This is a genomic window from Spirosoma spitsbergense DSM 19989 (assembly GCF_000374085.1).
GTDB lineage: Bacteria > Bacteroidota > Bacteroidia > Cytophagales > Spirosomataceae > Spirosoma > Spirosoma spitsbergense.
This window is the reverse complement of the sequence record NZ_KB893394.1, coordinates 1-19,678: the sequence shown is the minus strand read 5'-3', so window position 1 is coordinate 19,678 and position 19,678 is coordinate 1. Positions and strand designations below refer to the sequence as shown.

Here is a 19,678-nt window from a genome sequence, read left to right as displayed (position 1 = left end):
TGCAGATGAATATGGTCTTTACTCACAACGCCCTTCAGAATCTGTACATCCAATACATTGCAGGTTTGCCGCAATAAGTCCCGGCAACGTAACTGCACATCACCCGTTAGCACTTGATAGCGATACTTAGTGCTCCACACCAAATGGACCTGCAAATTATAAACCGAATGGCTACCAGACCGTTGTTGCTTCATCAAGCAAAACTACCAAAAATGAGTAGCAACTAAAGTCTTGCCCTAAAGGGCATAGCTTGAACTAGCGTACGTGAAAAGTAAAACGGCATCAGGTACCTGACTTGTTTATTCTTCGCACAAATAACGCCCACGGTCTGCAATTCCTGCAACTTTTTCCTCTTTTGTCACATAATGAAAAACCCAGGTCCCTGTAGTCACCCCGCTACCGTTACCAGTTCGATTTCAGAAACAGGCTACTCGCTTTACCGGTTATAAACCTAAACACTAATCAGCTTTATCGCTATGCTTACGGCCCTCGACACCCAAACGGCGCTTGTTCTTATCGACCTGCAAAAAGGAATTGCGACAGATGGCAAAGCGCATCCAACGGAGACGATCATCCAGAATGCCGCCCGGCTAAAAAAGGCCTTTCACCGGGCGAAACGTCAGGTGGTAGTCGTACATGTAGAACCCATCGGGGCACCGGCCTCTGTCGTACGCTCCGAAAAAGGAAACTTCCCCAAAGATGCCGACGGACAGAAACAGGCACAGGAGAACATGCAGGCTTCTGGCTTCTTCGACCTTGTTGACCCCATCAAACCCAATTCGGATGACATCCGGATTACGAAAGAAACCTGGAACGCATTCTACAACACCTCCCTCCACGAGGAACTTCAGAAACGGACTATAACGGGCATCGTACTGGCGGGCATTTCTACCAGTATTGGCGTAGAAGGAACGGCCCGTTCTGCCAACGAACGGGGGTATAATATCACCTTCGCCACCGATGCCATGACCGATACGGTAGCGGCTGCCCACGAGAACAGCCTGACCTACATTTTTCCCCGCATCGGCGAACTGGCCACCACCGACGAAATCATTGCTCAATTACCATTAGCCAGCCCAAACGGATAGCCGTGAAAAGCGGGGGTGTTGTTGCGTGTTTACCTTATGAAGGACGCCGTATCCCCCGTATCTTTACTGTATGATTTATTTGGACAACAACGCTACCACGAAACTCGACCCTCGGGTGCTGGAGGCCATGATGCCATTCCTGACGGACACCTACGCCAACGCAGCCAGTACACATCCCTTTGGTGTATCGGCCCACGAAGCCGTGAAGACCGCCCGGCAGCAGGTAGCGGATTTACTCGGTTGCGAAACCCACGAACTGGTATTTACGTCGGGAGCTACCGAAGCGATCAATCTGGCAATCAAAGGCGTTGTAGAAAATCAGCAGCATCGGGGTAAACACATCATTACGGTACAAACCGAGCACAAAGCCGTGCTGGACGTATGCGACTATCTGGAGAAGCACGGTTACGAAGTCACGTACCTACCCGTTCAGCCGGACCGAAGCGTCGGCGCGGGGTTGCTGGATATGGAGGCCGTGAAAGCGGCTATCCGCCCCGACACGGTTCTGGTATCGGTGATGCTGGTGAATAACGAAACCGGCGTCATTCAGCCGGTTCAGAAAATAGCCAAACTGGCCCACGAAGCCGGTGCGCTGTTCATGACCGATGCCACGCAGGCGGTGGGGAAACTACCGATTGATGTCGATGCCCTTGGCGTCGATTTGTTAGCCTTTTCGGCCCATAAATTCTACGGCTCCAAAGGCGTTGGCGGGCTGTTTGTGCGCCAACGGCGACCCGGAAAAGTTAAACTGGATGCTTTACTGCACGGCGGAGGGCACGAACGGGGGTTGCGGAGTGGCACTCTCAACGTACCGGGCATTGTGGGCATGGGCAAAGCGGCAGAACTGGCCCGACAAGAGATGAATCAGGATACCAAACGATTAGGGTCGTTACGCGACCAGTTAGAAACCCGGTTACTCACCATTCCCGGCACCCGCGTCAACGGAAATCGGGAGCATCGGTTGTATAACACCACCAATATCTATTTCGAACACTGCGACAGCGACGCGCTGATTATGGGCCTGGACGGTATCGCGGTATCCAACGGCTCAGCCTGCACAGCGGCCAGCATCGACCCGTCGCATGTGTTACTGGCCATGGGCCTGACCGAAACGGAAGCCTTTTCCTGCCTGCGTTTCAGCATCGGCCGATTCAACACCGAAGCCGATGTGGTGGCTACGGCAAATGCCGTAAGGGGTGTTGTGGAGGAGTTACGGGCACTGGTGTAATTTCGTCCTACAGGGACATAACAACGCAGCGTCGGTAGAAAGAAATGCCCACCTGTTTCCATTTGCCCCGCAAGGATACAACAGCGTAGCGTCGGTAGAAAAACGTTGCAGTCTCCTTCATTTGCCCCGTAGGGACAACACCCTTCATTAAACAGATTGATCCCCCATCCATGCCCAACACCTACACTCAAATCCACCTTCAACTCGTGTTTGCGGTTAAACATCGGGCGGCCGTCATTGCACCTGCCTGGAAATACGACCTCTATAACTACATGACGGGTATTATCCATAACCATAACCACAAACTACTCATCATAAACGGCATGCCTGACCACGTGCATTTGCTGATAGGTATGCACCCAACCCAATCGGTTTCTACTTTGATGCAGCAACTCAAGCAGGATTCATCAAAATGGGTCAACGACAACCGATTAACGGGTAGTCGTTTTGCCTGGCAGGAAGGCTATGGAGCCTTTTCGTACGGTAAAAGTCAGCTACCGGCCGTGATACAATACATTGAAGACCAGGAAGAGCATCACCGAACACGAACGTTTTTAGAAGAGTATCGTCGGTTTTTAGACGTGTTTGATATTGATTATGAAGAGCAATACATATTCAAACCGTTGGAATAATGTCTCGTCCCTACGGGACGAAGAAGGTGGGAGCTATCTCATTTCTACCGACGCCTTTGGCTGTTATGTCCCTACGGGACGGTACGTCAGCAATGTTCTCGTTACGCAGCACTGCCTGACCATCATCATGGCATAAAAAACACCTCCGTCTTATTCGTCCCGTAGGGACATAACAGTGAAGCGTCGGTAGTAGAAAAGTCAGCCCGTTTTATTTGTCCCGTAGGGACGCAACAGCGCAGCGTCGGTAGAAGAAATGTCAGCCCGTTTTATTTGTCCCGTAGGGACGCAACAGCGCAACGTCGCCGGGCCGTCGTTACGGTAGAAAATGCAAACCCAAAACCTTTTGTTGTCCCGTAGGGACAAGACACAACGATGAGAACACTGGCGATTACCGAAGCTGAACATACCGGCGAATACCGCCTGCGGTTAAGTTTCTCCGATGGCACATCGCAGGAGGTTGATTTTGGCTCGTTCCTGCTAAAACACCCACACCCTCAGCACAACAGGTATCGTAAGCTGGCCAATTTTAAACGCTTCCGTATTGAGCGAGGCAATGTTGTTTGGGGCAAAGACTGGGACCTGCTTTTCCCCGTTTCACAATTGCATCAAGGGTATGTGGGCCCCGCGGTGTATTAACTTATCTGTTTGGGAAACTGTTGATCAAAGTCCTGAAACTCTTCGTCCAGATGCCGCTGCTCATGCATAGCTAATCCGCTCAATTCGCGCTGAATCGTTTCTACATCATAAGGTTGCTGTTCCATCGCTTTACGCCTTACGAATACCACAAAATCAGCCACTTCACTGAGGTAAGCTTGTGGTAAACCCCTGATACCTTCTGTTATAAGTTGTTCTAAATCAACAGGCGGGTTCATAATCGTATGCGGTTGACTGTTGGCAAGATAACGAAATTCGGGGAAGCTTTGTCCTGATTGATCAGTAGCCGATGAGCGAGCAAAACTGCCGATATATTAATGCTTGAACGTATGCTTTCGATGCCAGGCGAACCCATTTAATGATGGCAGAAACCGTTTATCATTAGGCAATTTAATCCTTTGACCTTCAATTTGTTTGAAGCTAAACAGGCTGCTTTCATTTTCGGTAAAAGCTTTGGAAAGAATAACCCGATAATCATTATCAACGCCAATCAATCCACGGTCAAACGCACGGTGTAGATTTGGGCACAGAGCAATACCATTGGTCATGTTATTATCAAAGTTTGTAGCAAAAGGCACGATGTAACAAGCATCAACCATTGTAATTGTGAACGTTGCCGATACGCGTAAACCTGAAATACAGCACGTTTCATCGTAAATCTTCACTACCTCCCGTCGGAAGACAGTTCCCCGGTTGTATACTTCGACCTGGTAAGTTTCCGGGTCGAGACGGGTTTTTAGTCTGAGAATTTTGGCTTTGTATTCCGTTGGACTTTCTTCAACCATTTCATCACGCAAGCCAGATACATAATCATCCTCTTGGATATCAGCCTGACTTTGTCGATTTGGAAAGTAGGTTGTTAACAGCGTATGCCGCAAAATTTCGCGTGTTTCTTTATCAAGCAACAGTTTAGTCAGGTTTGGGTCTAGTTCAGCGTACGCAATGGCTGCGGTAAGATTACCAAAGCTTTTCATCGAACCCTTATTTTCCAGCCAGATTTCGCAACCCTGATTAGCGATTAATCGCCACCAGTTGCCCTTTTCATTGTGCATATGATAAAATGGCATTGCAAAACTAATCGAGTGATCGGTTTCTACTAATCTACTCCAATATACAGAAAATGAATGCGTTAACTCAGGCGTAACATAAATTCGGTTGGTCTTTATGCGGCCTGATTCGTATTCGTGGAGAATGCTCAGCAGTAAGATGGGCTTGTGGGGCGCACCGCCCTTTTTCATATCCCGATGCAAATGCGAGAGGGCGTAAATGAAGTATTGAAGTATCGTTTCAGGCATTAATGGTAATCTTTCACTTTGCTATATATCTTTCCAAATGCCGTTCCACAGCACATTCCAAACCACCTGTAGCAGCATAGCGCTGCCTTTACCGTCACTAAAACCAACAGTCCACGGACGCGGATTATCATCGTAGAGGTACTGGTCAATGATTTCGTCTTCGATGAACGGGAGCTTGAGTGACATGGCAGGAGTGGTATTGACGAAAGTAGGATGATAAGCCGGAAAAGTAAACTTTTACCAGCTAATCAACTGACGAAGATGCCACAATTTACGGTGCGGTCAGGTATAATTTTGTATCTTGCTACGAGTAATATTGTCCTGTTTATAATGATTATTCTTTAGCGCAGCCCTTGTTGGCTGATCTTGACCGGCTTACGGCGATTTATTCGTCTACACAGTTATCGATAAAAATAATACCATGTCCGCTACTGATCTCAAGGAAATTTTGCACAAACAGATTGATCGTCTTGAAGACGTAGAAGACGTGCGGGACCTGTTGTTGACCGTCAATGAATTTGTTGGACAGCGTCAGGTGGCCTTGCCCGAATCTCCCGAATTTCTGGATCAATTACAGGCAGCACTGCAATCGGCGCAGTTGGGGCGGATTACCCCACATGATGATGTCATTAATGAGGCAAAAACATGGCTCACCAGATAGTATGGGCCGACGATGCCAAAGAGAATTATCGGGCTATCGCCGACTACTTACTGGACACGTTTCCATTCGATGTAGCCGAACGTTTTACCGATTCCATCGCCGGTAAACTGCGTATTCTGGAGCAGATGCCGTTCGTTGGTCGTCGACTCGATACTCTGCCAGCCGTTCGTAAACTGCCTCTCCCGCCCTATAATACTATTTACTACGCTGTTATCTGTGAGCAGGTAATCATTCTCAACATAGTAGATAACCGTCGGGGGTAGTGCACCAGTTTAACCGCATGGGTATATTCGTAAAGGGAAAATGGCATTCCCTGTACCCGGACAGATTTAACATGCAAAAACCACACCTCTACCGATGTGGCTGCTATTACCCTTTCCAATGGGCACCTTCTATCAATGTATTACCAAACCAGGTTGCGGGTCTTGTGCACCTAACTATTGACTCCCTAATCGGGTAGTCATTCACGCCATGAGTGGCCTGGTTAGACATCTTCCGGCGAAACCCAGTCGGCATCGCGCTCCTTACCGGTATAGTTGTTTCGATTCATCCGTCGGAACTCGACGTATGTCGTCCAGGCCAGTATGACAAACAGGCTGACGACCACCAGGCTATAAAATAGTACGTCTTGATTTCCCATATTATTTTTTGATTTTGAGGTTGAAATAAATCAGAATAAGCAGGATGGTCGGAGGCCAAAGCCCGAGGAAGATCGCTTTGATCGGATCTTTCAGGAAGACGTAATGATATTCTGAAATGAAAATTAGAATGATGGCCGATAGGAAGATGGCGATTTCGGCACCTTTAGCGAGTTTTCCCATTGATAAATTCGATGTTAAGTAAAAAATAAATAGACTATTCCTACAAAACCCAATCGGTTGTCTATCAATAAGGTTTTAGATTCTTTTGCTGCCAAATAGCTTACCGGTAATCATACCAGCGGTGGGCGACCGAGCCGGTTGGAACGGATACCGTGCTCCGGTTCAAAATCGCTATTGCCTGTCTGAAAAAGCCAGCCAATTGGCTAACTCCCCTTTTTCCCGTATTTTTATCGGTTTGCAACCTCAATACCCAAATAAGTTAGAATGAAAACACAAATCTTTACAGTACTCTTCCTAATTCCCTTCCTAACCCTCGGGCAGTCTAAACCAAAAAAGGTGACGGCATCCACAGGAGCAGCGGACCCCGACAAAAAAATGATTCTTGCCGACCTGGATAAACGCTTCCCCGATCTGGCCGGTATCTCGAAACAGATCTGGAACTTTGCCGAACTAGGCTACCAGGAAGAGAAAAGTTCGGCCCTGCTGGAAGAACAGTTACGCCAGGAAGGCTTCGACGTGCAAACGGGCGTAGCGGGTATTCCCACGGCCTTCGTCGCAACGTTTGGTTCGGGCAAACCCGTTATCGGTATCCTCGGTGAATACGATGCCCTGCCCGGTCTGGCTACCGAAGCAAAACCTGAATTCACACCCATTGCCGGGCAAAAAGGGGGTCACGGTTGCGGCCATAACCTATTTGGCACCGCGTCGATGGCGGCCGCGATAGAAATAAAAAACTGGCTCAAATCGTCGGGCCATTCCGGTACGATAAAGATGTACGGCTGCCCGGCCGAAGAGGGTGGTTCGGCGAAGGTGTATATGGTGCGCGAGGGACTGTTCAACGATGTGGATGTGGCCCTGCACTGGCACCCCGGTGCGCAGAATGCCGCCGATGCGGGTACGTCTCTGGCCAATAAAAACGCCAAATTCCGGTTCAAAGGCATTGCCGCCCACGCAGCGGCCTCACCCGAGCGGGGCCGGTCGGCGCTGGACGGCGTGGAAGCGATGGACTTTATGGTCAACATGATGCGCGAGCACATCCCCTCCGATACCCGCATTCACTACGTGATCACCAAAGGGGGTGAAGCGCCTAACGTGGTGCCGGCCAATGCCGAAGTGTATTACTACGTGCGCAACAAAGACCGGTCTATTGTCCAGAGCGTATGGAAACGGATCGAGAGTGCCGCCCAGGGAGCCGCCCAGGGCACCGGTACCCAGGTAACCTGGGAAGTGCTGGGGGGTGTGTATGACCTGTTGCCCAACGTAACGCTGGCTGAGGTGATGCACCAGAACCTGAAAACCGTGGGGGGCGTCAACTACACGCCCGAAGAAACGGCATTTGCCCAGAAGATCAGCGAAACCTTCGGCGATCAGAAAGTACCCATCACCAATGCGTCTGAGGTAAAAGACTTCCGCGATGCGTCGGAAGGAGCTATTAGTGGTGGCTCCACCGATGTGGGCGATGTCAGCTGGGCCGTACCAACAGTCGGCCTGTCCACGGCTACATGGGTACCCGGTTCGAGTGCCCATAGCTGGCAATCGACAGCGGCCAGTGGCATGAGCATCGGGCAGAAAGGGATGCTGGTAGCAGCCAAAACCCTGGCCCTGACCGCCCTGGATTTGTTCAAAACCCCCGCCCTCATCGAGAAAGCAACGGCCGAGTGGAAGCAGAAACGCGGGGGCGACTTTAAATACGAAGCCCTCCTCGGCGACCGCAAGCCAGCACTGGATTACCGGAAATAATGCGTGGGCTTGAGGGTAAAAGAGTGGTGTTCACGGAGTGGATAGCCGTCAAATCGAGCCGAGAAAATCATCAAACAGGATTACGCTTCGAAAACCTTTCCTGCGTAATCCTGTATATAGTGTCTTATCGCGGGTTACCAGGGGGAAGGATGTTGCCTTACTAAGTGCTACGTATGCAACATCCTTACTGTCTATCGTCTGACAAATTTTTGCCGCATACTGCCAATCCTCATCATTTATTACGAATGATGGAACAACCGTAATCAGGCTGAAAATATCAAAAACAAAGTGCTGCAAACTGATCTTCGACAACTTCGCCTTCGTCTGAATAACAGCCTCGTACTTGCTTATTTCATCAAAAACGAAATCAATAGAACAACAGCGCGTTTCGGTCAATACCTCGCGATGATATGCTTTGCCACTAATCAGTATGCTCATTATCAAGTTGGCATCCAGCACGTAATCAGTACTGTCGGCTTCCATCAGCGGCTAGTTTGTTGCGTTGTCTATACTCACTCCAGGCGGCTTCGCGGGCTTTCTGCCAGTCGGGATCGTTCGTAAGGTCAATATCCTTCAGGTCCTCGGCCATTTGCCGGGCCAGTTTGCGGAGTTCCAGTCGTTCGATGGCTTTTTTGAACTCCCGCTCTACCTCTTCGCGGCCTAAGTCCGCCAGTAGCTGATCGTCGATGTCGATGGTGATGCTCATTGTCCCGATACCTTGTTTAGTCAAATATAACGTCTTTCCGGGCAAACGTGATGCATCAGTTAAGCACGGTGTCAGACTAAACCGACAAACTCCCCACACATTTCAAAGGGTGAAAGAACGAAAGAGTGTAAGAGTGATTAGCCGGGTTTCAGCAAACCACCTACCTTTGCGGCATACATTTTAATGAGCGAATGGGTGAAAGAGTGAATGAGTGACTGGTGTATGGCCGCCTGTTTACTGATTCGCTCTTTTACTCATTCACTCTTTCGCTCTTTACCAATGCTCAGAACGCATACCTGCGGAGAACTCCGCCTGACCAACGCTGACACCACCGTTACCCTGACCGGCTGGGTACAAACCATTCGCGACAAGGGGGGAGTCCTTTGGATTGACCTCCGCGACCGCTATGGCATTACCCAACTCCTGCTCGAAGACGGGCAGACAGCCCCCGAACTGTTTACCATTGCCCGCTCGCTGGGTCGCGAGTTCGTGTTAAAAGCTACGGGTACGGTTATCGAACGAAAATCCAAAAACCCCAACATCCCTACCGGCGACATCGAACTGAAAGTCAGTTCGATGGAGGTATTGAATCCGGCCAAGTTGCCGCCCTTCCTGATTGAAGATGAAACCGACGGGGGCGATGACCTCCGTATGAAATACCGTTACCTCGACCTCCGCCGGAACCCCGTTCGACGGAGTCTGGAACTGCGCCACCGGATGGCCCAGCAAACCCGGGTGTACATGGACGGACAGGATTTTATTGAAGTCGAAACGCCGGTTCTCATCAAATCAACACCCGAAGGGGCGCGGGATTTTGTGGTGCCCAGCCGCATGAATCCGGGTGAATTCTACGCCCTGCCCCAATCGCCCCAGACGTTCAAACAACTGCTGATGGTATCGGGATTCGACCGTTACTACCAGATTGTGAAGTGCTTTCGGGACGAAGACCTCCGCGCCGACCGTCAGCCGGAGTTTACCCAGATCGACTGCGAAATGTCGTTTGTGGAGCAGGAAGATATCCTGAACATGTTCGAGGGGTTGATTCGTCACCTGTTCAAAGCCGTAAAAGGTATCGACATGGCCACTGTACCCCGCATGACCTACGCCGATGCCATGCGGTTCTACGGTTCGGACAAGCCCGATACCCGTTTCGATATGAAGTTTGTGGAACTCAAAGGCACCTTCGATACCATAGATATGACCTCGGGGAAAGGCTTCGGGGTGTTCGATTCGGCCGAAATGGTTGTTGGTATTAACGCTCCCGGTTGCGCACACTACACCCGCAAGCAGATGGACGAGCTGACCGACTGGATCAAACGCCCGCAGATTGGCGCCAAAGGGCTGATTTATGTGCGCTACAACGAAGATGGCACGCTGAAGTCGTCCGTCGACAAGTTTTATTCAGAAGAAGACCTGAAAGGCTGGGCCGCGCACTTTAAGGCGAAACCCGGCGACCTGATGCTGATCATGTCCGGCGATGCGGCTAAAGTCCGTAAGCAACTTGGCGAGCTGCGGCTGGAAATGGGCAGTCGGTTGGGCCTGCGCGACCCCAATGTATTCAGTACGCTGTGGGTACTCGACTTCCCGTTGCTGGAATACGGTGAGGAAGACAGTCGCTGGTTTGCCATGCACCACCCGTTCACGTCGCCCAAGCCGGAAGATATTCCCCTATTGGACACCGACCTGGGCAGCGTTCGGGCCAATGCGTATGATTTAGTGATCAATGGCACGGAAGTTGGTGGTGGCTCGATCCGGATTTTCAACCGCGACCTGCAGGCCCGGATGTTCAGCATTCTGGGTTTTTCGGATGAAGAAGCCAAAGCGCAGTTTGGATTCCTGATGGACGCATTCGAGTTTGGCGCACCACCGCACGGCGGTATCGCCTTTGGTTTCGACCGGCTCTGCTCCCTCTTTGGAGGGGCCGATTCCATCCGGGATTTTATTGCCTTCCCCAAGAATAACTCCGGCCGCGATGTGATGATCGATTCACCCTCTGTCATTTCCGATAAGCAACTGGATGAATTGAAGATTAGAACGGTAGTGAAGTAAATACTGACAATCGATTCACGGAAGGTAGCGGGCGGCTTGTTCACACAAGCCGCCCGCTCTTTTTTTGAGCGTTGTAAAGCCGTCAGCGATCAGGTGTAGACGAACTGACGTATCTAACTCAGGCATACAATTTGTAAGATGGTCATAGCATATAACACCTATACTCAACCTATATGACTTCCACCTCGCGGCAGATTACAGCACTTTTATTCCTGCTGTTACTTTCCTTGCCATCAATAGCACAGCTTACCATTACCAGTCCAGTGTCCCGTATGGTTTTTCAGCGCAGTCTGACCAATGAAGCGTCCGTTACCATAATGGGTACGGCTCCCGCATCGGCCACTAGCGTCGAGGCCCGCTTTATTCCGTTGGTCGTTGGTCAGGGCAGTACAACCGCCTGGACTCCGTTGTCTTTTCTGGAGGGGTCTTCCGCTTTTTCGGGTAACGTAACCGTATCAGCAGGCTGGTATCGACTGGATGTGCGGGCGTGGGCAAACAACGCCGTAGTGGCCCAAACGCAGGTCGGGCGGGTGGGCGTTGGCGAAGTGTTTGTGGTAGCGGGTCAATCCAACGTGTATGGCAATCTTCAGTCGGTCGAATCATCGGTAGAAGACCGGGTATCGTGCGTAGATTTTCAGCAGGATAGCCTGAGCGATCAGTTATTACCGCTCCAGTTTAGCCATGTCACCAAAGGCACTTCCATTGGTCCCAGTCAGCCGGCCCACCTATGGAGCATGCTGGGCGACAAGCTGGTACAGCGTTTAAACGTACCGGTCTTATTTTTGGGGGCTGCCCTGGGCGGTACCAGTAGTGCAGAATGGGCCCAGGGAGCCGCCGGAGATATGGGTACCACCATCCAATCAGCTGTTTATCGTCGGCTGGGCGAAGTGTTGCTGCATTATGTTTCCCGTACCGGTGCGCGGGCCGTGCTCTGGCATCAGGGCGAGTCTGATGCGTATAATGGCGTTGGTGGCCAAGCCTATTACAACAACCTCATTTCCGTTATTCAGAAGAGTCGCCAGCAGGTGGGTGCCAATCCCATCGCCTGGATGGTTTCGCGGGTGAGCTATAATTATGGATCAACCAGTCCGGCTATTATTGCCGCCCAGAACCAGATCATCACCGATGTATCTAACACTTTTCCGGGACCAGCCTCCGACAGCATTGTCGGCCCGGAAAACAGGCCGGATGGCATTCACATGAAGGGGCCGGGTCTGATCCGGTTTACGAACAGTTGGGACCAGGCACTCAACAGTGCTTTTTTTCAACAGGCCGTTCCCTTTCTACCGACCAACCCGGCATCCATCATCAGCAGCGGTTACACCTTACCGCTCACGCATCGGCAGGGCGATGTGATAGCCGTAGCATCCTTACGAGCCAATCCCTACGAACCGGGTAACCAATACGTAGCGCAACTGGTCCGGGCCAGTGACGGCGTAACCGTATACGAGTCGGCTCCCGGCACAGACAATCCAATTCTGGTGACAATACCGGCCAACCTGCCGGATGGCCGGTATCGCTTCCGAACCCGTTCTACCCAGCCAGTTATAACGGGGGCATTAAGTGAGTCATTCACCATTGCCCAGTCGACTCCCGCCCGTCCGTTATTACCCGTTCTGCGCAAGCCCATTCTGGGTGGCGCCCCCGATGCGACCCTCAAACGATTCACCTACCGGTACGAACCTGGTTCGCATGGTTTTTATTCCCTCATCGAGTCGTCGGTGCCGGTAGAAATACGCGTGCAGCGCATCGACGGTGGTAGTTTTAGCGACTCTGGCTGGAATGTAGCCCCCCCATCGTCGCAGGCGCCTGATTACGATCCGTTTGACGGGTTCAATTATGTACGTAATTATCCACCGGTATCGTTTGGCAACGGCGGGATAGAACCGGCGGGTACTTATCGGTACTCCGTACGTGCTCAGGGAAGTAGCGGGCCGGGTTTATGGTACGATCTGATCTTCATGGGAGGGCGTGATATCCTCTACCAGGTTGAAACGATTCCACTTGTTGCCCCGGTAGTTTCTATTGATAACCTGCCGGGCATCTGCCTGAGTGGATCGATAAGCGTGTCGGTTTCCGTATCGGAAGGAAGCCTGAAAAGCGGGAACCTGCTCAGCGTGAAATTATCTGATAGTAACGGCTCGTTTGCGAACGAGACGACCATTGGCAGTAGCCCGACCAGCCCGGTTACCGTTACCTTTCCCGCTTCCCTGCCACTAGGAAATCAGTACCGGATTCGGGTGGTAGCCAACGATCCAGCCGTAGTCAGTGCACCCAGTGCGCCTTTTAGCCTTTGCGCGGGAGGGGCCGATCTCTCTACGGCCCTAAGCCTGGACACCCGGACACCCGCCATCAACCAACCCATCACGCTCACGCTGGTCATTGCCAATGATGGGCCTGAAGCAGCCAGTAACGTGACGGCCCAAAGCCTGCTTCCTGAAGGCATGGAGTTTCTGGACACGCCTTCATCATCCGTCAGTGCTTCGGCCAGTGCCATTACCATCCATGCCGGTACGATAGAGGCTGGCAACCAACTTCCATTTGCCTACCGGCTCAGGGCAACCCAACCGGGGAGTTACGCCATTGCTGCCCAGATTACGGCCAGCAGTCAGACCGACCCCGACAGCCAGCCTGGTTCCGGCACCGGCGATGGGCAGGACGACGCCACGACGGTCGATTTACGCACACCCAACGCCAGCGGGCTGTTTCATGCCTCGCCTAACCCGAACCAGACTCCCCTCCCACCCGTTGCGTCCAGCCAGCCACCCGCCGACCCAGCAAAAGCTGATTTGAGTTTATCGCTTAGCACCAGCAACCTGGTAGTGGCACCCAATCAGATAATTACCGTTACGCTGGCCGTACACAACCGGGGAGGGGCTACGGCCACGAATGTAGGTCTGCAAACGATGCTACCCACAGGCTGGCAATTAACCAGCACCAATGGTTTGACGGTGAACGGTCAGACCGTAACGGGTAGGATTGACTCGATTGCGGCAGGAGATTCGGGCACCCTGTCAGTATCAGTACAGGTCTTCAGCACGGGTACAATAAAGGCTCAGATTGCCACTTCTTCTCCACCCGACCCCGACTCCACACCGGGCAATGGGTATGACAATGGCGAAGATGATACAGCCAGTATAACGCTTCGGGTGCGGTAAGTTTCTTCCAGCTAAAACAGAAAGGCCTGTACAGAGTTGACAGAGATTGGTCTCTCTTTTTCTCCGTGCAGGCCTTTCTTCTGTGTTTATCTGCCGACTACTGTTTCAGGATTTCCTCCAGAAAGGCCCGAAAGGGAGTAGCAAACTCGGGGCGTTTGAGGGCGAATTCGACGGTCGTTTTCAGGAAATCCAGCTTGTTGCCGATGTCGTGACGCTTACCTTCGATGCGGTGGGCATACAGATTTTCACGTTTGAGCAGCAACAGCAGGGCATCCGTCAACTGAATTTCATTGTTTTTCCCGGCGGGGGTCTGCTCCAGCATGTTGAAGATTTCGGGGGTGAGAATGTACCGACCGGCAATAGCCAGGTTCGATGGTGCATCCTTCACGGCTGGCTTTTCGACCAGAGTGGTCAGCTCCAGAATCCGGTCGCTCAGGACATTTCCGCCCACGATACCGTACCGGTTCACCTTATCGTGCGGCACTTCCTCTACCGCTATCACTGAGCCGCCGTACTGTGCATAGGTATCAATCAGTTGCTGCGTCACGGGAATGACGGCATCCATGATGGTATCGCCCAGGAGGACGGCAAACGGCTCATTTCCCACGTGATGACGCGCATAGCGGATGGCATCGCCCAGGCCATTCAGTTCGCGTTGACGAACGTAGTGCAGGTTGGCCATGTCCGACAGTCGGCGCATCTCATCCAGCAACAACTGGTCTTCCTTTTCTTCGAGCCGGGTTTCCAGTTCGTAGTTCCGGTCGAAGTGGTCTTCGATGGCCCGTTTACCTTTACCGGTAATGATCAGAATATCTTCAATACCCGAATCGACGGCTTCCTGCACCACATACTGAATGGTGGGGCGGTCGATGATGGGTAACATTTCTTTGGGCTGCGCCTTGGTGGCAGGCAGAAACCGGGTTCCAAACCCGGCCGCGGGGATAACGGCTTTCTTTATCATTTGTGAATGAGTGAAAGAGTGAAAGAGCGAAAGTATCTGTATCAGCCGGTTTGCGGAACCATCACCCTTTCACTCATTCGCTCTTTCACTCTTTAGTTTTACACTACGTACGGCTTTATGACGCGGGCGTTTATTTTTTTGAGTTCTACGAATAACCGGTTCAGCATGGCATCATCGCGGTACAAACCGATGATGGACCCACCCGACCCGGTAAACGAGGCCGATGCTCCACAGGAACGGGCCGTTTCGATAAGTTGACGGTTTCGGTCGCTGATGTTGTAAATCTGGGCACGGAGGTCGAAATTACGATTGACCAGTTCGTGCAGGGCACCGGTGTCTTGCTGAAGCATGGCTTCGCGGCCCTGCCGGGCAACATCGGCAATGGCACTCATCGTTTCGAGCACCAGCGGTTCGCCTTTGAGCCAACGCGCCCGCACATCATTATGCACCTGCCCCGATTGTTTGCCAAGGTCGGTGTTGTAGGCAATATAGAGTTTAGGCAGCAGGTGCGGGTCAATCGGTTCGTACTGACCAAACCCCTGACGTTCCATAGTAGCCCGGTCGAAATCCATGTACACGCACCCTTCGTAACACTGAATAACACGGTCCTGCAACCCGGCCGCAATACCCAGTTCTTCGGTTTCGGTGGCCAATACCAGATTCGGCAGTACAGGAAGGGGAATATCTACCGAATAGAACTGCATCAACGCCCGGAAGGTAGCTACAATCAGCGCACTCGACCCCGATAGGCCTACCTGACGGGGAATGGAGGTGCTGTATCGGATGGAGAAATTCTGATTAGGAAGGCGTATATGTTCCTTTTCGCAGTATTCCGCAAATTTCTTGATGGCGGCTTTCAGCAGCGGAACGCCCCCGTGATAGCCCAGCGTGCTCACGGCGTCGCGCAGGTGGTGCAGACTCCGGAAGGTGTTGGTATCCTGTACCTGGGGCTCAATGTTCAGTTCAGGGGAAGGATACAGGGTGACGGATGCGCCAAAATTACGAACGGTGATGGCAATGGTTTTACCAAAAAAGCCATCGGATGGGTTGCCGAGCATACCGGCTCGGGCATAAGCGCGGGTTTCAATAAGCAAAGTAAAAAGGGGGAATTTTCATCCACCGGCTTAAGGGAGTAATCAATCAGGTGACAAGTTTACAAAAGAATTGGACGTAAAGTGATGAATACCGAAAACCTGTTCCAATAAAAAAGCAACGGCTGCTTTTCCGTTGCTTTTTTATTGGTTGTATAATTCCGGCTGTTGAGCAGCCTTACTCATCCATATCATTTTTTTCAACTGATTCTTTGTCAGCTCCGGTATAGCCAACACTGTGTGGGTCGTATCCTTTGTTCGGGTCGTCGCCTTCTTCCAGATAGGTAGCATCGGCCCGGTGCAGTAACGCATCATCGGACGGGTTTTCGGCAATTTCTCCCAGTTTTTTGGCGGCTTCGTCGCTCATCATCCTTCCTTTCGGTTTTTCGGAGATCGCATCAGCCTCAACATCCCATTCCTGGTCGGTACCCAGGCTCTGGGTAGCAGGCTCTTCAAACCGGCCTTTTTCTATATTCGCTTCCCGGGTATCGTGCGTATAATCCCGGTTTTCGGCATCCATATCCATACCACTGGTTGTCATCTCGTTGGTGCCAACGCCCCCCGACTCGCGTCCATAGTCGGAGTTGCCGTGTTGGTTTGGGTCTTTGGAATAAAAGTCAGAATCTGTTTTATCGGGGTCGAATGGTGATTTCGTAGCCATAGCGTTTAGTGTCTTTTTGGGTATAACCCGGAATGGAAGCGGGTTGTTTACCAATTGACAGTCTGTGCGCCTGAACATCCCTGATCCGGGCGTCCGTTCAGGCTAAAATTCACTTCACCGCTTTCCATTCAACTGGTCCAGCATGGCGTCATTCGTTTGCTGAAGCAGCGCTACGCGTTCGTTCAGCTGGAAAAGCAGAAACTCTACATTACGCAGCCGCTCTTCGGTGGTAATGGCTGCGGAGGGTGAGTTGAGCACTTTGAACATCATCCCCTCCCCCCGCAGCAGCCAGTCGCCGTTAACCTGCGGATAGGCGCCCAGAATCTTTTCGAGCGTATCGTAACGGGGTTTCAACCGACCGTGCAAGATGTGGTACACTTTCTCCCCGCGACTCTCGCCCAGCTGGCGGGCAAATTCGAGGACACTGACATCGAGCGCGTCGATGAGTTGCTGTAGACGGAGATGAATCATGTCTTTTCAGGAGGTATCGGGAGTGAGGAGTGAAGAGCGAGTAGCCATCCGTCTGGTTTTTACCGCCGGATGGCTACTCGCTCCTCATACTAAACTTACACACTACCCTGTAAAATAAACACCAAAATACCCTCAAAGTACTTTGATAATTACATAAAACTATGTATTTTTAAAGCTGTAAACACAGCCCTTAAAAAGGCAAAAGGGACCACAAAATGGGTCCCCTGCTTGAACAGTAAACAACAAATACTAATGAACACACAAAACAAAAGCCAAATCGAGACAATTCAAAGCGGTAACGACCAGAAACCGCACCAAAATGCAAATGAGTTGACCGGCGAGGTGGTCAGTAACGCAGTTGTCCGCCGTTATAAATACCTGGAAGGGCACCCCCGGCAGTATCGATTCGATGCAAAAGAAGGTGTGTTCAACATCAACGGTACCGAGAAGTTAGGAAGGACACTCACGTTCCAGCCCATCGCCTGGCGCATTTTTACGGACAACATCCTGAATATGGGCACCAAGAACTGGGCGGAGATTTTCTTTATCGACGACAAAAACTGCGTGTCGGCCCTGCTCTTTCATGGGTATTCGGTCGATAATATATTCCGGCTCATCGAACCGCTCTACTACGACGATCTGACACTGGCCGATGTGGTCATTACGGCAGTAGCGGAAAAGAAAGAATACACGAAAGTGCAACCCAAAGGCGTCTACTACATCGCTACGTTCTCCTACAAAATTGGCGATGAGAAAAAGACAGCCGAACTAAAGCAGTTTGCTGGCGAGGCCAAAATATTCCGGCAGGAGACCCTCACGGACATTGCCAATACCAAAACGGCGATGAATTATTACAACCCCTTCCTCAACCCGGTCGACGAGCCGGAACTCCTATCAGCGGGATAAGAGAGTCTACACGTTTTTTCGGTGCAGGCGTGTCCACCTTTAGTAGTGAACACGCCTGCTTTCATTCATTCAACGTTAGTCTATGCTTCACTCCCTGAATTCTTTGCCCAAATCACCCCCTGTTGTCAGCCCCGGCGATGCGTACCGGGCGCTGCTGCGCGTATCCAATTCCGACCTTACGCGGCTGAAAGAAGAACACCTCGGTTATGGCAACGGCTACCCGGTAGCAACGCCGTCGGCTCGCTTTATTACCGAAAAGACGAAAGTGTTTGGCCGGGCCTTCCATCAGCACCTGCTTGAACCCGAAACGGTGGGTACCGTTATGGCGCAGCTGCTGCCCGATATGGTCGATCCGGCCCTGCTTACTGATGCCAATGCGCTGGAACCAGACCAGCAAAAGAAGCTGGAGACCTTGATGCAGGTAATCCGGCAGGATGGCTTCTGCCGGCGGTATTTGCGGCAATCGGAGCGGGAGCGTATCGTGTTATCCACCGAACCCACAACCGGGGTTGCCTGCAAAGCCCGGATGGACATGGTGTACACCAGCCCCAAACGCCGGAATGCACTGGTCATCGACCTGAAAACGACCTCGGCCCGTACCCAGGCCCAGTTTCTGGAATCGTGTTACACCTACGACTACGACCGGCAGGCAGCCTTCTACCTCGACAGCCTGCGCCATGCCGAAACGGGCGAGTGGGGCGACACCCGGCAGTTTCGGTTTGTGTTCATCGGCATTATGAAACAAAAGCCCCACCGGCTTTTTGCGGTGGATGTCACGTCTATTCCGGGTTTTATGGACTATGGCCGTAAGAAGTACCGCTTCTGGCTCCGCAAATGGCGCGAAGAACAGGAGCAGCCAACACTTATTTCGTCGGCCTGGCCGATGAGTGCCTGAACCTCATTAAACAAACAACGGTATGAATGCTTCCATAATAACCCTCACTCCCACCCCGCTCCACTTTGACTGGGGCACCGATGGGCTGGTGCTGTGGATTGAAGAACTGGACGGGGCCAACAGCCTTACCGACCAGATGCCCGACGTGATGGACCGGATTGCCTTTGCCATCGAGCTGCAAACGGGTTGGGATCATCGCGTCGACGCAGACACCCTTCATCCCCTCTACGGCTACCGGCTCCTGCTCCGCGACGCATCGGGTCGCTGGAACGCCGTCAGAACGGATGAGACCGGGCACTTTCGGGATTTGGTTCCCCTCGAAGAAATGGATTACGAACGCGCCTACGACCAGGTCATGTGGCTGGACTGAGTACCAAAATCACCCCATAGTGACCATTCTGAAGCATGAGTCATCCCGAATTTTAGGGGGTTGACAACAAGGGGCCTCCTTTCTTAGCTTTGAGCATCACCACAACGCCAAAGCCAGAAAGGAGGCCTTATTATGTGCCAAGCACAAGAACAAAATAACCATACCGCAGCAAAAAATGCAACCGCAAATGCAACCGCTGCCGACTTCATCACCCAAAAAGTCCGTCAGTATCTCCAACCCATTGAAAACCAACTGAATCAGTCGCTCGATAAGCGACTCGTGACCACCTTT

24 protein-coding genes are annotated in these 19,678 nt (G+C 51.8%); 12 read left to right on the top strand and 12 right to left on the bottom strand.

The genetic code is table 11. The features are described from left to right. Window positions 1–194, bottom strand: a 194-nt coding sequence (gene tnpA / locus B157_RS37215; protein ID WP_157618281.1) for an IS200/IS605 family transposase, incomplete at its 3' end; no start/stop codon positions are given. Window positions 195–476: 282 nt separating this feature from the next. Here tnpA (B157_RS37215) and B157_RS0102800 point away from each other — a divergent pair. The 4 genes from B157_RS0102800 (at window position 477) to B157_RS0102785 (ending at window position 3,584) form a co-directional block, all read left to right on the top strand. Continuing rightward, entirely contained in the window at window positions 477–1,088 is a 612-nt protein-coding gene (locus tag B157_RS0102800) for an isochorismatase family protein (RefSeq protein WP_020601863.1), read from the top strand. A gap of 70 nt (window positions 1,089–1,158) precedes the next feature. Next, window positions 1,159–2,316, top strand: a complete 1,158-nt coding sequence (locus B157_RS0102795) for a cysteine desulfurase family protein (RefSeq protein WP_020601862.1) — start codon at window positions 1,159–1,161, stop codon at window positions 2,314–2,316. Window positions 2,317–2,486: 170 nt separating this feature from the next. After that, complete coding sequence (gene tnpA / locus B157_RS0102790; RefSeq protein WP_020601861.1) at window positions 2,487–2,948, top strand: IS200/IS605 family transposase; 462 nt, start codon at window positions 2,487–2,489, stop codon at window positions 2,946–2,948. A 372-nt stretch (window positions 2,949–3,320) separates the two neighbouring features. Further along, window positions 3,321–3,584, top strand: coding sequence for a DUF2442 domain-containing protein (locus B157_RS0102785; protein WP_020601860.1), 264 nt, complete (start codon window positions 3,321–3,323; stop codon window positions 3,582–3,584). On the opposite strand, the gene B157_RS0102780 is transcribed toward B157_RS0102785, so the two are convergent. The 3 genes from B157_RS0102780 to B157_RS37970 form a co-directional block, all read right to left on the bottom strand. After that, window positions 3,581–3,820: a hypothetical protein gene (locus B157_RS0102780; protein ID WP_020601859.1), complete on the bottom strand. Its 240-nt coding sequence runs from the start codon at window positions 3,818–3,820 to the stop codon at window positions 3,581–3,583. The genes B157_RS0102785 and B157_RS0102780 overlap by 4 nt on opposite strands. A gap of 96 nt (window positions 3,821–3,916) precedes the next feature. Beyond that, window positions 3,917–4,897, bottom strand: coding sequence for an HNH endonuclease (locus B157_RS0102775; RefSeq protein ID WP_026308438.1), 981 nt, complete (start codon window positions 4,895–4,897; stop codon window positions 3,917–3,919). A gap of 21 nt (window positions 4,898–4,918) precedes the next feature. Continuing rightward, the gene (locus B157_RS37970; protein WP_020601857.1) at window positions 4,919–5,083 is read right to left on the bottom strand and encodes a hypothetical protein; all 165 of its coding nucleotides are present in this window, start codon (window positions 5,081–5,083) and stop codon (window positions 4,919–4,921) included. 235 nt (window positions 5,084–5,318) lie between these two features. Between B157_RS37970 and B157_RS0102765 the strand changes: the two genes are divergently transcribed. Both B157_RS0102765 and B157_RS0102760 read left to right on the top strand, forming a co-directional pair. After that, complete coding sequence (locus B157_RS0102765) at window positions 5,319–5,558, top strand: hypothetical protein (protein WP_020601856.1); 240 nt, start codon at window positions 5,319–5,321, stop codon at window positions 5,556–5,558. Then, on the top strand, window positions 5,543–5,821 hold the full coding sequence (locus B157_RS0102760) for a type II toxin-antitoxin system RelE/ParE family toxin (RefSeq protein ID WP_020601855.1): 279 nt from the start codon (window positions 5,543–5,545) through the stop codon (window positions 5,819–5,821). The genes B157_RS0102765 and B157_RS0102760 overlap by 16 nt, the downstream gene beginning before the upstream one ends. A 221-nt stretch (window positions 5,822–6,042) precedes the next feature. Here B157_RS0102760 and B157_RS37965 read toward each other — a convergent pair whose 3' ends face one another. Then, window positions 6,043–6,198, bottom strand: a complete 156-nt coding sequence (locus tag B157_RS37965; RefSeq protein WP_020601854.1) for a hypothetical protein — start codon at window positions 6,196–6,198, stop codon at window positions 6,043–6,045. A 1-nt stretch (window position 6,199) separates the two neighbouring features. Further along, a complete protein-coding gene (locus tag B157_RS0102750) occupies window positions 6,200–6,379 on the bottom strand; it encodes a hypothetical protein (RefSeq protein ID WP_020601853.1) in 180 nt (59 codons plus the stop codon). Window positions 6,380–6,643: 264 nt separating this feature from the next. Here B157_RS0102750 and B157_RS0102745 point away from each other — a divergent pair, with 264 nt between their 5' ends. Then, the gene (locus tag B157_RS0102745) at window positions 6,644–8,119 is read left to right on the top strand and encodes an amidohydrolase (RefSeq protein ID WP_020601852.1); all 1,476 of its coding nucleotides are present in this window, start codon (window positions 6,644–6,646) and stop codon (window positions 8,117–8,119) included. A gap of 48 nt (window positions 8,120–8,167) precedes the next feature. On the opposite strand, the gene B157_RS0102740 is transcribed toward B157_RS0102745, so the two are convergent. After that, on the bottom strand, window positions 8,168–8,602 hold the full coding sequence (locus B157_RS0102740; protein ID WP_020601851.1) for a PIN domain-containing protein: 435 nt from the start codon (window positions 8,600–8,602) through the stop codon (window positions 8,168–8,170). Continuing rightward, window positions 8,583–8,825 (bottom strand): hypothetical protein, encoded by a 243-nt coding sequence (locus B157_RS0102735; protein WP_020601850.1) that lies wholly within the window; start codon window positions 8,823–8,825, stop codon window positions 8,583–8,585. Before B157_RS0102735 ends, B157_RS0102740 begins: the two co-directional genes overlap by 20 nt. Before the next feature lie 279 nt (window positions 8,826–9,104). Between B157_RS0102735 and aspS the strand changes: the two genes are divergently transcribed. Both aspS and B157_RS0102725 read left to right on the top strand, forming a co-directional pair. Further along, a complete protein-coding gene (gene aspS / locus B157_RS0102730; RefSeq protein ID WP_020601849.1) occupies window positions 9,105–10,874 on the top strand; it encodes an aspartate--tRNA ligase in 1,770 nt (589 codons plus the stop codon). A 173-nt stretch (window positions 10,875–11,047) separates the two neighbouring features. Then, window positions 11,048–14,032, top strand: coding sequence for a sialate O-acetylesterase (locus tag B157_RS0102725; RefSeq protein ID WP_020601848.1), 2,985 nt, complete (start codon window positions 11,048–11,050; stop codon window positions 14,030–14,032). A gap of 97 nt (window positions 14,033–14,129) precedes the next feature. On the opposite strand, the gene galU is transcribed toward B157_RS0102725, so the two are convergent. The 4 genes from galU to B157_RS0102705 form a co-directional block, all read right to left on the bottom strand. Beyond that, complete coding sequence (galU, locus tag B157_RS0102720; RefSeq protein ID WP_020601847.1) at window positions 14,130–14,993, bottom strand: UTP--glucose-1-phosphate uridylyltransferase GalU; 864 nt, start codon at window positions 14,991–14,993, stop codon at window positions 14,130–14,132. Between the two features lie 98 nt (window positions 14,994–15,091). Next, window positions 15,092–16,087, bottom strand: a complete 996-nt coding sequence (locus B157_RS0102715) for a mevalonate kinase family protein (RefSeq protein ID WP_020601846.1) — start codon at window positions 16,085–16,087, stop codon at window positions 15,092–15,094. A 175-nt stretch (window positions 16,088–16,262) separates the two neighbouring features. Continuing rightward, the gene (locus B157_RS0102710) at window positions 16,263–16,745 is read right to left on the bottom strand and encodes a hypothetical protein (protein ID WP_020601845.1); all 483 of its coding nucleotides are present in this window, start codon (window positions 16,743–16,745) and stop codon (window positions 16,263–16,265) included. A 114-nt stretch (window positions 16,746–16,859) separates the two neighbouring features. Continuing rightward, window positions 16,860–17,216 (bottom strand): helix-turn-helix domain-containing protein, encoded by a 357-nt coding sequence (locus tag B157_RS0102705; RefSeq protein ID WP_020601844.1) that lies wholly within the window; start codon window positions 17,214–17,216, stop codon window positions 16,860–16,862. Between the two features lie 252 nt (window positions 17,217–17,468). On the opposite strand from B157_RS0102705, the gene B157_RS0102700 reads away from it, so the two are divergent. From B157_RS0102700 to B157_RS0102690, 3 genes are all read left to right on the top strand, one after another. Continuing rightward, window positions 17,469–18,122 carry a hypothetical protein gene (locus B157_RS0102700; protein ID WP_020601843.1) on the top strand — a complete coding sequence of 218 codons (654 nt, stop codon included), beginning with the start codon at window positions 17,469–17,471 and terminating at the stop codon, window positions 18,120–18,122. Between the two features lie 82 nt (window positions 18,123–18,204). Beyond that, a complete protein-coding gene (locus B157_RS0102695) occupies window positions 18,205–19,017 on the top strand; it encodes a PD-(D/E)XK nuclease-like domain-containing protein (protein ID WP_020601842.1) in 813 nt (270 codons plus the stop codon). A gap of 22 nt (window positions 19,018–19,039) precedes the next feature. Further along, a complete protein-coding gene (locus B157_RS0102690; RefSeq protein WP_020601841.1) occupies window positions 19,040–19,387 on the top strand; it encodes a hypothetical protein in 348 nt (115 codons plus the stop codon). Window positions 19,388–19,678: the final 291 nt, after the last annotated feature.